Source organism: Allosphingosinicella sp. (assembly GCF_036403745.1).
In the GTDB taxonomy this organism is placed as follows: domain Bacteria; phylum Pseudomonadota; class Alphaproteobacteria; order Sphingomonadales; family Sphingomonadaceae; genus Allosphingosinicella.
Map to the genome: position 1 here is coordinate 1 of NZ_DASWQI010000072.1, position 13,172 is coordinate 13,172.

At 66.7% G+C, this 13,172-nt stretch carries 12 protein-coding genes; 5 read left to right on the forward strand and 7 right to left on the reverse strand.

Annotation, left to right across the window (positions count from 1 at the left end):
• The coding region (acs, locus tag VGC56_RS13765; RefSeq protein WP_464125761.1) for an acetate--CoA ligase at positions 1-1,612 on the forward strand (1,612 nt) is incomplete at its 5' end.
• Positions 1,613-1,621: 9 nt separating this feature from the next.
• On the opposite strand, the gene VGC56_RS13770 is transcribed toward acs, so the two are convergent.
• Positions 1,622-1,975: an AraC family ligand binding domain-containing protein gene (locus tag VGC56_RS13770; protein WP_464125763.1), complete on the reverse strand. Its 354-nt coding sequence runs from the start codon at positions 1,973-1,975 to the stop codon at positions 1,622-1,624.
• Between the two features lie 123 nt (positions 1,976-2,098).
• Between VGC56_RS13770 and VGC56_RS13775 the strand changes: the two genes are divergently transcribed.
• The gene (locus VGC56_RS13775; protein WP_464125765.1) at positions 2,099-2,374 is read left to right on the forward strand and encodes a hypothetical protein; all 276 of its coding nucleotides are present in this window, start codon (positions 2,099-2,101) and stop codon (positions 2,372-2,374) included.
• A 138-nt stretch (positions 2,375-2,512) separates the two neighbouring features.
• A complete protein-coding gene (locus VGC56_RS13780) occupies positions 2,513-4,417 on the forward strand; it encodes a phospholipase D-like domain-containing protein (protein WP_464125767.1) in 1,905 nt (634 codons plus the stop codon).
• 12 nt (positions 4,418-4,429) lie between these two features.
• Here the strand turns inward: VGC56_RS13780 and VGC56_RS13785 are convergent, their stop codons facing one another.
• The 6 genes from VGC56_RS13785 to VGC56_RS13810 form a co-directional block, all read right to left on the reverse strand.
• Positions 4,430-5,722: an SRPBCC family protein gene (locus tag VGC56_RS13785; RefSeq protein WP_464125769.1), complete on the reverse strand. Its 1,293-nt coding sequence runs from the start codon at positions 5,720-5,722 to the stop codon at positions 4,430-4,432.
• Between the two features lie 47 nt (positions 5,723-5,769).
• A complete protein-coding gene (locus VGC56_RS13790) occupies positions 5,770-6,729 on the reverse strand; it encodes an acyl-CoA desaturase (protein WP_464125771.1) in 960 nt (319 codons plus the stop codon).
• Positions 6,726-7,061 carry a metalloregulator ArsR/SmtB family transcription factor gene (locus VGC56_RS13795; protein WP_464125773.1) on the reverse strand — a complete coding sequence of 112 codons (336 nt, stop codon included), beginning with the start codon at positions 7,059-7,061 and terminating at the stop codon, positions 6,726-6,728. Before VGC56_RS13795 ends, VGC56_RS13790 begins: the two co-directional genes overlap by 4 nt.
• A gap of 66 nt (positions 7,062-7,127) precedes the next feature.
• Positions 7,128-8,141 (reverse strand): anion permease, encoded by a 1,014-nt coding sequence (locus tag VGC56_RS13800; RefSeq protein ID WP_464125775.1) that lies wholly within the window; start codon positions 8,139-8,141, stop codon positions 7,128-7,130.
• 9 nt (positions 8,142-8,150) lie between these two features.
• Positions 8,151-9,275 (reverse strand): DUF47 family protein, encoded by a 1,125-nt coding sequence (locus tag VGC56_RS13805; protein WP_464125872.1) that lies wholly within the window; start codon positions 9,273-9,275, stop codon positions 8,151-8,153.
• 72 nt (positions 9,276-9,347) lie between these two features.
• Complete coding sequence (locus tag VGC56_RS13810) at positions 9,348-10,364, reverse strand: CaiB/BaiF CoA transferase family protein (protein WP_464125777.1); 1,017 nt, start codon at positions 10,362-10,364, stop codon at positions 9,348-9,350.
• Positions 10,365-10,560: 196 nt separating this feature from the next.
• Between VGC56_RS13810 and VGC56_RS13815 the strand changes: the two genes are divergently transcribed.
• Both VGC56_RS13815 and VGC56_RS13820 read left to right on the forward strand, forming a co-directional pair.
• On the forward strand, positions 10,561-11,199 hold the full coding sequence (locus tag VGC56_RS13815; RefSeq protein ID WP_464125779.1) for an Ig-like domain-containing protein: 639 nt from the start codon (positions 10,561-10,563) through the stop codon (positions 11,197-11,199).
• 11 nt (positions 11,200-11,210) lie between these two features.
• Entirely contained in the window at positions 11,211-13,166 is a 1,956-nt protein-coding gene (locus VGC56_RS13820; protein ID WP_464125781.1) for a hypothetical protein, read from the forward strand.
• The last annotated feature ends 6 nt before the right edge of the window (positions 13,167-13,172 follow it).

Below are 13,172 nucleotides of genomic sequence, written 5' to 3' on the forward strand. Positions count from 1 at the left end.
GCTGCACGCCGAGGTGGTGCGGATGGCCAATTGCCTGAAGGCGCTCGGCGCCGGCAAGGGCGACCGAGTCACCCTCTACATGCCGATGATCCCCGAGGCCGCGGTGGCGATGCTCGCCTGCGCCCGCATCGGCGCGGTGCACTCCGTGGTGTTCGGCGGCTTCTCGCCCGAGGCCCTCCACGGCCGCATCCAGGATTGCGCCAGCCGCATCATCGTCACGGCCGACGGCGGCATGCGGGGCGGGAAATTGGTGCCGTTGAAGGCCAATGTCGACGCCGCCATCGCGAAGGGCGCCGAGGTCGACGCCGTGCTCGTCGTCCGCCACCTCGGCAACGAGACCGGCTGGACCGACGGCCGCGATCATATGTTCGACACCTTGCGCGCGGCGCTGCCCGACGATTGCCCCTGCGAGCCGATGAACGCCGAGGACCCGCTCTTCATCCTTTACACGTCAGGCTCGACCGGAAAGCCCAAGGGCGTCCTCCACACCACCGGCGGCTATGCGGTGTGGACCGCAACCACCTTCCACTACGTCTTCGACTATAAGGAAGGCGAGGTGTTCTGGTGCACCGCCGACGTCGGCTGGGTGACCGGCCATTCCTACGTCGTCTACGGACCGCTCGCCAACGGCGCGACCAGCCTGATGTTCGAGGGCGTGCCGAACTATCCCGATTTCAGCCGCTTCTGGGACGTGGTCGAGCGGCACAAGGTCAATATCTTCTACACCGCCCCCACCGCCATCCGCGCGCTGATGCGCGAAGGCGAGGCGCCGGTGAAGAAGCACGACCGCTCCTCCATTCGCCTCCTCGGCAGCGTCGGCGAACCGATCAACCCGGAGGCGTGGCGCTGGTATTGGCAGGTGGTCGGCGACGGCCGCTGCCCGATCGTCGACACCTGGTGGCAGACCGAGACCGGCGGCATCATGATCACCACTTTGCCCGGCGCCCACGCAATGAAGCCCGGCTCGGCCGGCCGGCCGTTTTTCGGCGTGGTGCCCCAGCTGGTCGACGCGGACGGCGCCGTCCTCGAAGGCGCGGCCTCGGGCAACCTCTGCATCGCCCGCTCCTGGCCGGGCCAGATGCGCACCGTCTACGGCGACCATGATCGCTTCGTGCAGACCTATTTCGCCACCTACCGCGGCAAATATTTCACCGGTGACGGCTGCCGCCGCGACGAGGACGGTTATTACTGGATCACCGGCCGGGTCGACGATGTCTTGAACATCTCCGGCCACCGTCTCGGCACGGCGGAAATCGAGAGCGCATTGGTCTCCCACCCGCTCGTCGCCGAGGCGGCGGTGGTCGGCTACCCGCACGACATCAAGGGTCAGGGCATCTACGTCTACGTTACCCTGATGGAGGGCGAGGACGGTTCGCCGGAGCTGGAGAAGGAATTGCGCCAGCACGTCCGAACCGAGATCAGCCCGATCGCCAGCCCCGATCTCATCCACTTCACCCCCGCTCTACCCAAGACCCGCTCGGGCAAGATCATGCGCCGCATCCTGAGGAAGATCGCCGAGAACGATTTCGGCAGCCTGGGCGACACGTCGACGCTGGCCGATCCCTCGCTCGTCGACAGCCTCATCGACGGGAGGCGTAACGCGGGCGCCTGATCCGCCGCGTCAGGGCGCCTTGACGGTCTTGACCACGACATAGGTGAACGACCCGCCCCGCTCGACGATCAGTTGGTGCGGGACTCCTGCCGGGATCCACGCGACGTCGCCGGGCGCCAGCCTGCGCCGCTCGCCGCCGACGATGGTGCCGCCGCGCCATTCGCCGGCTTCGGTGTGCCGCAGCCCCTCCGCGCGGCCGCCTGCGATCAGGACCGCCGCTCCGGCCTGGGCGACGACGACATCGTTCAGCCCATCATGGACTTCGACCAGCCCGGGCCGGTCGCGCCGGAGGACAATGGTCCGTGCCGCGGGGTCGGCCACCGCGGCATGGGTGACGAGACCGTCGACCGTGGTCGCGACCATAGCCTTCAGCCTGGACGCCGGAGTGACCTCCGCCTCCCGCGGCGGCTGGACAAGGCCGAACCCTAAGTCCTTGCCGCGCGGGCCGAAGAGTGGGACAATGGTCCGCCCACGTGGGAGGTCTCGATGATCGTGATCCTTCTTGCCCTGCTCGCCCCGGTCAGCACGATAAATTCACCGCATTCGAAGGTGCAGACCGGCTACGGCAAGCCGAATTACAACCCGAACAAGATGATCTGCGTCAGCAAGAACGTCACCGGCTCGCGGCTCCAGGAGGTGCGCGAATGCCATACCGCCCAGCAATGGGAGGACCAGGCGGAGCAGGAGAAGGTCGGCCTCGCGCGGCAACAGATGAACGGCGACCACCCGCAGGGACCTGGCAACCGCGATACGCCCTGGTAGATTTAGACTCTCTTCCGGTTGATTGCCGCGCGAGGCGGCGCGACCGTTGTGGCGTCCGTTTTGGTACGGGGCCGATCCGGTGTAACGTCCCCGGCAGCGGCGAGTCGCACGGCCCGCCGCACCGTGGGGGACAAAATCATGCCGGTAACCGGGACAACGGGCGCGATGAAGCTCGTCGCGCACAGGGGCGATGCCAAGACGTTGCTCGCCTTCGACCTCGCCGACGGACCTGCGCGTTCGGGGCTGGCGGGCTTCACGCTCCGCATCACGCCGCCCGGCAAGGCGCCTTACTACCTCCTCAACGACCTGCAGTTCGAGCATCCGCAAGACCATTCGCAGGATGGCAGCGACACCAATCCGCTCTCCTCGGCCAATGCGCCGATCCACAAGTTCCGCTGGGTCCACGTCCCCGGCTCCGCCCACCAGGGGCTGGACCCCGCCTGGGGCGATTATCTCTACGAAGCAACGCCGCGCTATTTCGACGCCGCCGGCAAGATGCTGCCGCTCGACGCCTCGCTGACCGCAAGCGTGACGGTGGCGGTGGGGCCGTTCGAGAAGGGCGCGGTCAAGCTCGGCTTCACTCGCGGCTTCACCCAGAGCCAGGCCTTCGTCCGCCATTTCGGCAAGGGCGCCAAGATCAAGCCCGACGGCGCCGACCTCGTCTTCGACACCAACCAGCCTTGCGGCACCGCCCCCGGCCCGAACGGGAAGGCCTTCACTTACGCCGAGCAATATCTTTGGTCCGGCTTCACCGCCCGCGCCCGCATCTTCGAGATTCTAGACGCGGTCGCAGCGGACCCCAGCCTCACCCTCGACATGTTCGCCTACGATCTGAACGAACCCGACGTGGTGAAATGCCTGCTCCAGCTGGGCGGCGAGGGGCGGGCGCGGATCATCCTCGACAATGCCGATCTCCACCATGTGAGCGACAAGCAGGCGGCCGCCGCAGCCGCCAAGGGCAAGCCGAAGGCCCCGCCGCCCGAGGACGAGGTCGAGAAGAGGTTCGTCGCCGCCGCCGGCGCGGGGGCGATGAAGCGCGGCAAGTTCGGCCGCTTCGCCCACGACAAGATCCTGATCGTGCGCGAGAAGCAAAGCGGCGCCGCCGTCCGCGTCCTCACCGGCTCCACCAATTTCTCGATCACCGGCATGTACGTGAACTCGAACCACGTCCTGCTGTTCGAGGATGCCGGCATCGCCGCTCAATATGCCGCCTTGTTCGACGCGGCGTGGGCGGGCGGCGTCAAGGAGGCGGCGTTCGTCGCTTCCCCGCTCGCCAGCACCGTCTTCAGCTTCGGCGGCGGCGGCGCGGCGCTCCCCGACATCCGCATCACGTTCTCGCCCCACGACGAGGCGCACGCCCGCGACTATCTGACGCTCATGACCGACCGGGTCGAGGCGGAGCGGACCGCGGAGAATGCCAGCGTGATGTTCGCGGTGATGGAATTGGACGGCGGTAAGGACAATCCGGTCTACGACGCGCTCTCCAAGCTGCACGAGGACCAGACGATCTTTAGCTGCGGCGTGTCCGACGATCCGAAGAAGATTTCCCTTTATCCCGTCGGCGAGACGAGCGGGGTGCTGGTCACCGGCAAACCGGTCGGCGTCGTCCTGCCGCCGCCCTTCGACCAGGTGCGCAGCGTCGGCATGGGCCACCAGATCCACCACAAGTTCGTCATCTGCGGCTTCAACCGTCCGGATGCCGCAATGTGGTGCGGTTCCTCGAACCTCGCCTTGCTGGGCGAGCAGGTCAACGGCGACAACTTGATCGCCATCCGCGACTGCGACATCGCCACCGCCTTTGCGATCGAGGGGCTGGCGCTGGTCGACCATTTCAATTTCCTGGACGCCATGGCCAAGGGCCCGAAGGCGCCGAAGGAGAGCGGCAAGGCCGGCGAGGCCGGCGACGACGTCCCGCCGCCCGCCGACAAGGCCGCGGGCGCGGTGGCGGCGGGCTGGTTCCTCTCCACCGACGACGGCTGGTCGAAGAAATATTTCGACCCCAAGGACCTCCACTGCCGCGATCGCGCGCTGTTCGCCGGTTGAGGAGGGGCGGTCTCAGCCGCCGCGCTCGGCCTTGCGCTTGAGATCGGCGAGGACCCTGCGGCTGTTGGCGCTCGCCGCCCAGCGGGCCAGCGGCTCCCAATAGGGAATGGGATCGATGCGCAGCACGTGCGACGCGGCGACCGTGAGGCGGGTGCCGCCGCCTGGCAAGGGCGTGAGCGTGAAGCGGGTCTCGCCGGTCTCGAAATAGCCGCTAACATGGGGGGCGTGGACGCGGCGATAGGGGCTCATCTCCTCCATCGCCGGCGGCTGCGACAGCACGCGAAAGGCGAGGCGCCGGCCCGGCACCCATTCCGTCACCCTCTCGCGCGCCAGTCCGGTGGAGAAGACGCCGATCCGCACCGCGCCGACGCCGCTTCCGAGCAGCTTCCCCCGCAACGGATAGGCAAGGCCGGCGCGTCCCACCAGGCCCGGCGGCTCGGCTATGTCGGCGCCGCTGGTCATCGCCCGCCACACCGCCGGTGCGGGCGCGGCGATGTCGATGCTCTCCTGGCTGGCGATGGCGGCGCTGGGGGGCATTGCGGCTTCCAGGGCGAAGACCAGCGGCAGCAGCGCGACGGCCATCAACGGCTTGTCGCGGCTGTTTCGCTGCAGCGCGACGCCGCGGCCGATGACGCCGCCGATCAAAGCCAGGCCGAGCGCGAGCGGCGCGAGGAGGACGATGCAGACCGCCCCCTCCAGCGCGAGCAGGAGCAGGGCCAGCCCTCCCAATCCCAGTGCGCTTGAGACCAGCAGGTTCGTCTGATGGAGGTCGAGCGGGTTGCGGCGGTTGGCGAGATAGGCGGTGGCGACGCCAACCATGAACGGGGTCATTACGAACAGCCCCCAACCGTACGCGCCGAAGGTGACGGCGGAGATCAGCACGGCGGCGACGATCAAGAACATGCCCGCGAACAGGCCCTGAAGGACATGCGCCGCGTCGACGCCACGTTGATTGGATTCGGGCACCTCCTCCGGCTGCGCCTCCCCATCCCCCCGGCGGACGGGAAGGCAGGCGAGGACCGGTACAGCGACGAGCTGGAGGCAGGGCAGGATCGACGCGACGGCGAGGCTGAAGCCGAGGTCGGAGCGCGCGGCGCGGCGGAAGGAGAGGGCGCCAAGCGCCGCATAGGATAGGACGATGGCGCCGAACAACAGGGCGACGTCCGTGGCGGTGGGCGCTGAGAGTTGGCCGATGCGGTGCAACGGCAGCAGCCAGAATTCGGCATCGGGCTCGAGGGCGGCGCCATATCTCCAATAAAGCAGCGCGACCGCCGTATATTGGACGAGGAGCAAAGGGACCGCCATCAGCGGGTAGGCCCAAAGGGAGGTTCGGCCGCGGAAAGCGCGAAGGATCACAGGCCGCTCCAGGAGAACAGGCGCGCCGCGACCGGGCAGCCGGCGCCGTGCTCGGCGACGCGCCGCAGCGCCGGCCGTCGCGGCAAATGCTCGGGCAGGATGATATTCCAGGCGAGCCCGAGCCGCTCAAAGAGGCGGAGCAGCAGCCAGCCGAGGTCGGCCTGCCCCGGCTCGAGGCCGAGGCGGGCGGAGCCCGGAAAGGCATGGTGGTTGTTGTGCCAGCTCTCGCCCATGCTGATCAGCCCGGCGATGCGAACGTCATGGCCCTGGACCGAGGCGCCTTCGACGATCCAGGTCTGGCCGCCCTCACGGTGGGCGAAATGGCCGACGAGCCAGTGGCCGGTGACGCACACCGCGACGCGTGCGCAGATTCCCCAGACCAGCCACGGCAGCCCGCCGATCGCGAGGAAGAGCAGCGCCCAGGGCAGTTGCTGCGCCATCCATGTCCGCTCCAGGAACGCGTAGACGCGGTCTTGCTCGAGGCGCGGCTCCAGCCGGAAGCGGGGCGGCGCGAGCAGGACGAGTTCGCAATGGAGCTGGTGCCAGCCGTCCCGCAGCAGCGTCGCGCGATGGCCGAAAAAGGGGTGGCAATCGGGCTGGCGCTGGGCCCAGTCGCGCATGTCGTGGATGCGGATCATGCCGATCGGGCCGGCCATCCCGACCAGCACGCCGAGATAGACGCACGCATATTCCAGCCACAGCGGGCAGGCGAAGCTGTTGTGGATCAGCCGCCGGTGCATGCCGACCGAGTGGCCGGCGCAGAGGGTGACGCCGCAGCTGACGAGGAACAGGAGGAAGGCGCCCCAGGTGAAGGTGAAGGGGCCGAGAAGGAGCGCGGCGGCCGTTATCCCGCCGATCCAGAGCGACTTGCGGGGCGACCAGCGGATCGTGCCGAGAACCGGGTCGGACGCCGCCGTGGCGACGATCCGCTCCGATCCCGGCACGAGGCCGATCATTTCTTGTCCTCGTCCGCTGCATCCGCCTGGCGCTGCTCCCGCAAGGCGGCGCTTTCGCGCTTCAGGGGTGTCGAGACGGGGCAGACGAGCTGAACGAAGCCGTTGAGCGTGTTGGCGAGATTCTCCCGTACCAGCGCGTAATGGACGAACTGGCCGCGCTTCTCGCTCGTCACCAGCCCGGCATTTTCGAGGATCTGGAGGTGCTTGGAGATAGCCGGTTTCGACATGTCGAACCGGGCGGCGATCTCGCCCGCGGTGAGGTCCACCTCCGCCAGATAGGCGAGGATCTTGCGGCGGGGCGCGGAGGCGAGGGCTTCGAAGATCTTGTTCATCGTTGATTATTTAACTAATGAGTTAAATGGTGCGCGTCAAGCGCCTCCTTCCCCCTGCACCGAGGCTCAGAACAGCCGCGTCAGCCCGTAGAATAAGGCGCCGACGGCGGCCGAGGCGGGGATGGTGATGATCCAGGCGACGACGACATTCTGGGCGACACCCCAGTTCACAGCCGAGGCGCGGCGGGCGACGCCGGCGCCGATGATGCAGCCGGTGATCGTGTGGGTGGTCGAGACGGGGATGCCCAGTGCCGAAGCCGCGAACAGCATGACGGACCCTCCGAGCGAGGCGCTGAAGCCCTGGTGCTGGGAGAGCTTGGTGATCCGTGAGCCCATCGTCTCGATGATCCGCCAGCCGCCCATCATCGTGCCCATGCCCATGGCGATGTAGCAGCATACTGCGACCCAGTGGGGCACCGCGAACTTCCCGTGCAACCAGCCCGTCGAGTAAAGGAGGACGGTGATGATCCCCATCGTCTTCTGCGCGTCGTTGAGGCCGTGGCCGAGCGAGTAGGCGGCGGAGGAGACGAGATGGAGGCCGCGGAAGCTGCGCTCGGCGCCGCGGGCGGAGGCGCGGACGGCGAGCCAGCTCGTCACCAGCATGATCGCCATGGCGAGGACCATGCCGAGTACCGGCGACAGGACGATGGCGATGAGCGTCTTGTTGAGGCCGGCCCATTTGACGCCCGTGAAACCCGCATGGGCGATTCCTGACCCCATAAGCCCGCCGACGAGGGCATGGCTGGACGAAGAAGGAATGCCCTTCAGCCACGTCACCACATTCCAGAACATCGCGCCCACCAGCGCGCCGAACACGACGGCGGGGGTGATCAGGTCCTTGTCGATGAGGCCCTTGCCGATCGTGTCGGCGACGGCGTGGAGCTGGGGGTAGGCGAGGGTGAGGAAGTAGGCGGCGAAGTTGAAGAAGGCGGCGAAGGCGACCGCCTGGACCGGGCCGAGCAGGCGGGTGGCCACCACTGTCGCAATGGAGTTGGCAGCGTCGTGGAGGCCGTTCAGGAAGTCGAACGCCAAGGCGACGACGATCAGCCCGACGAGGAGCGGCAGCGCGAGCTCGTGCATCGCAGGTCCTCAGCTATGGTCGATGACGATGTCGTCGATCTCGTTGGCGACGTCTTCGAAGGAGTCGGTGATCCGCTCGAGATGCTTGTAGATTTCGCGGGCGACGATGAAGCGCAAGGTGTCCGTCTGGCCGTAGCGCGAGAAGGCCTTCTTGAGGCCGGCGGCGTGGATTTCGTCGGCATGGCCCTCCATGCGCACGAGCCGCTCGGTGAGTTCGTGAAGACGGCCGCCATTAACGCCGACGTCCCGCAGCAGCGGCAACGCCTCGGCGGTGATGCGAGCGGCATCGACGATGATTGCCGCCATGTCCTTCATTTCCTGGTCGAACTCGGTGAGCTCATAGAGGTCGATCGCCGAGGCCGCCGCCTGCATCTCGTCGATCGCATCGTCCATTGCCGCTATCAGGCTGGTTATTGCGCCGCGGTCAAACGGCGTGAGGAAGGTGCGGCGCACCGTCGTCAGCACTTCGCGGATGACGTTGTCGGCGTCGCTCTCGCGCTCGTGGATCTCGCGGATGTTGTCGCGCATCGCCGGGCCGCCCTCCAGCAGGCGCGACAGCGCGTTGGCGGCGGCGCAGATGCTGGTCGAATGGGCTTCGAACAATTCGAAGAAATTGCCGGTGCGCGGCAGCAGGCTTTGGAACCAGGCGAACATCGGACCCACTTTCGATTTCTGGGCGATCGCGCCGAGCATGGAGCCCCGCCGCGCCGCCCTGTTGAACTCCGCGGCGCCGAACGAGCGGATGAGGTCGGCAAGGTCCGCCTCCTCCACCGCGTCGGCCGCTTGCGCGAGCGAGAACCAGCGCCGCTCGCGCTCCGCCCCTTCCTTCCAGGAGGGCAATTCCTGGCTGACGGCGAGGGGGAAGACGTCGACATCGAGCATCACCGAGGCGCCGCTCGAGCGCCGTTTCCTGTAGCGGTAGGAGCCGAGCGGGGTGGGACAGACGGCGCCGCGGACGCCGGCTTCCTCCTCGGCCTCGACCGCGGCGGCGGCGTGCGGCGCATCGCCGGAGGGGAGGTTGCCCTTGGGAATGACCCAGCGTTTGGTCTCGCGGGAGGTGACCAGGAGGATGCTGACCGGCGCATCGACGGCGCTGCCGCTGGAGCGGTAGGGGAGGGCGGCGACCTGGCGAATGACGGGCTCCTCCCTGCTGCGGTGGCCGAGTGTGACGGCTTCATGACAGACGCGCCGGGGAGCGCAAGGGGTTTAGCGCGGCGGCCGGGAGGGCGGTTCCGAGAAGCGGGGGGCGGGGGCGGGCTGGATCAGGCCGCCGATGTTGGCGAAAGTGCCGCGCATCCTATTGTGGGGATGGGTAGGCGCTTCGGAGAGGGTGAGGATTGGGGCGACGCAGGCGTCCGAGCCCTCCAGAAGTCGGGTCCAATGGTCGCGAGGCTGGCGCTTGAAGGTCGTAAAAAGCTCCTCGCGAAGCTTGGAATCGTGCTGATGGCACGTAAGTTGGAGCTTTTCCTTCAGGATGGCGAAAAAGTGGGGCTCGAGCGCGCCCACGGCGAGCCACTTGCCGTCGGCGCATTCGTAGCAATCGTAATAGGCGCGGCCGGTGTCGAGGAGGTTGGCGCCGCGCTCCTCCGACCACATTCCGGCGGCGTGGAGCGAGAAGGTCAAAGCGGAGAGCAAGGCGGCGCCGTCGACCATCGCGCAGTCGATCACCCGCCCCAGCCCGGTCTTCTGCGCCGAGAGCAAGGCGGCGACCATGCCGAACGCCATGAGCAGCCCTCCGCCGGCGAAATCCGCCACGGCATTGACCGGCGGCGCTGGCGGCGCGCCGGCGCGGCCGTAGGTGGAGAGCGCGCCGGCCAGCGCGATATAATCGATGTCGTGCCCCGCCCGCGGCGCCAGCGGCCCGCTCTGCCCCCAGCCGGTGAGGCGGCCGTAGACCAAGCGCGGATTGTCCGCGCAGAGGATTTCGGGGCCGAGCCCGAGCCGCTCCATCGCCCCCGGCCGGAACCCCTCGATCAGCCCGTCCGCCCCGGCGGTCAGCGCCCGCACCCGCGCCGCATCCTCGGGCCGCTTCAAATCGAGCGACAGGATCTCCGCACGCCCGCGGCGCAGGATGTCGAATTTCGGCGGCACCGGCGGCACGGCGCCGGCGCGCTCGATGCGGATCACCTCGGCGCCATGATCGGCCAGCATCATCGCGGCAAACGGCGCCGGCGCCAGCCCCGCCAGCTCGACGATCCGCACCCCCTTCAGAACCCCGGCCATGGCCGACAGGACTAAATCGGATCGAGGGCGCTGGCCAGCCGAGTCGTGCGCAAGGCCGCGGAAGACGCGGCCACGGAAGCCTTGCGAAGACTTTCAATGGTTTGAAACAAAATACAATAAATAATCTTGCGCAACACGTTGACTCTGCCGGGGCCAAAAGCGCAGCATAGGTCTGCATTCGGTAAAGGGGTTGTCGATGCGTAGAAAAACCGTGGCCGCCAGGCTGTTCCTGGCGACGTCTTCCTGTGCCCTGGCGACGGGAGCATTGGCGAGGGAGACGATCACCTACAGCTATGACGCGCTTGGCCGCCTCATTGCGACCTCGAGCAGCGGCACCGTCAACAACGGGCTGGCCACGACCATCGCTTACGATCCTGCGGGCAACCGGTCCTGCTACACGGTCGCCGGCGCCGCCACCGGCACGGGCGGCAGCTGCACGCCGCCCCCGCCGCCGCCTTCGCCTCCGCCGCCCTCTCCTCCGCCGCCCTCTCCGCCGCCACCACCTTCACCGCCGCCGCCGCCGCCGCCGCCTCCGGGCAACCAGCCGCCGGTGGCCAATGCGGACACGGCGCCTTCGATCCCGAAATGCGGGACGACGACCGTCAACGTCACCGCGAACGACACCGACCCGGAGGGCAATTACCCGCTGACCGTCACCGGCGTCTCCGGCGGCACCGGCCTCACCCTCACCATCCTCAGCGCCAGCACCATCGAGATCGACAGTCTCGGCCCCTCGGGGCTGAAGACGTTCAACTACACGGTCTCCGACAGCCTCGGCGCGACATCCACGGGCACGGTCAGCGTCACCGTGACGACGGTGAACCAATGTTCGTGAGGAACCCCACCATGCGCACCTTCGCCCGCGCCGCGCTTGCAGCCCTGGCCACCCTCGGCACCGTCCCGGCATTCCGCCTGGGCGTTGCTGTGCTCGCCATTTTACCGTTGGGAAGTGGCGCAGCCGCTCAAACCAGCGCTCCCCCTGGATTGCCCACGAGCGTCGAGGTCAGAGCGCCTGATGAAAACGGCGTCGATATGTACAGCGGATCAATCAAGTTCAGCGTCCGGGACGTATCTCTTGGCGGGATGGCTCATGCTGTCACCAGTTTAAATCCACCAGACCATGCGGCTAGTCCGCTCGCTTTCAACCGGGCGACCGGACTCATGGACAATTATCAAGCCGTCTTTGCCGTACAAGGGCAATGCCCTGGAGTTGTGTGCCCCATATTTACGATTGGTACTGGAGCATCCTCGGAACAGTTCAACATCAATGGTTCCACCGGTGGATTCACCATCGGAACCGGTGGAGGGATGGTGATCTCGGACCCGTCCTCGACCGACCCTAATTGCGCGACCGCCGCCACATCCAATTGCAGAGACTGGATTTACATCGACAAGGGCGGCGACGCTGTCAGCCTTACCAACCCGAACCACTCAGGCGCGCCTTCCGTAATCAGCAAGATCGTGCATGCTGACGGGCTCGTCGAGCGCGTCACGCATGCAACCACGATGCGCAATCTTGGTAACACCACCTATTCGGCGAGCCCTACAGCGGCCATTCCCTATCAGACGGGTTATCCCATCCTTTCGGTGAACCGGAGCGACGGCCTTCAGCTCAAGTACCAATATGGCGCGAACTGGGATCTGACGGGTGTGGTGGGCGTCAATAACGGCTACGAATATTGCGACCCGAGTGCTGCGGCTTGCGCGACTTCCCAAAGCTGGCCGAGCTCGAGCTACACGTGGGGGTCATCATCAGCCGGAGCAGACACCGTCTTGACGGTCGGGGACAGCGGCGGACGTACCACACGCTACACGCTCGATCAATTCGGTAGGGTGAGATCCGTGAAGCCTCCGTCCAGTTCGAGCGATCTCTACTCTTACGATTATTGCTTGCGGCGATTTCAGTACAATCCTTACGCTTATGGGCCCCGCGACCCGCACTCCTGCTTCTATTATTGGTCTTCATATCAGTCACCTGACGCAACACTCGCCTATGTCGAAGACCGGGTGCTGTCCGCTACGAGAGATGGCTCGACCTGGAGCTATGGTTACCCCGTAGAGGGATCTTCTCTGTCTGCAGGGCAGACGCCTGCCATGCTCCCGTTGATCGCGACCCGGCCAGATGGCAATTTGACGATTGCGAACCAAACGACCAGCACCAACTATCTTATCGACTTTTCAGCCCCGGGTGTTCGCGCGTCGTTCATTCAGGACCTGGCGAACAGGGTCAGTGCCGCCTATTCGTGGAGCAAGGGTGGCGTCACCTACAACTACACCTACGACAGTCGGGGCAACGTTCTATCGGACGGGTTTGTTACGGCCGGCTACGACGCGACCTGCCAGAACACCAAAACCTGCAACCAGCCCAACTGGACCAGGGACGCCAAGGGCAACCAGACGGACTATGTCTACGACGCCCAGCATGGCGGGATGCTGTCGGTAACATCGCCCGCCGGCGCAAATGGCATCCGTGCGCAAGCTCGCTTTACCTATGTCCAGCGCTACGCCTGGTTTCTCAACGGCAGCGGGCAGATGGCCCGGTCTGCCGATCCCGTCTGGAAGCTCGCCAGCCAGAGCATTTGCAAGAGCGGCGCTGCCGCCGGCGCCGGATGTGCCACAGCGGGCGACGAGATCCTGACCACCTACGATTATGGCCCCGACAGCGGACCCAATAATCTTTGGCTGCGCGGCGAGGTGGTGACGGCGGGGAGCGTGTCGCGTCGCACCTGTTACGCTTATGAGAAGCGGGGCAATCGGATCAGCGCGACCTCGCCGCGTGCGGGACTTACGTCATGTCCATAAGCAACA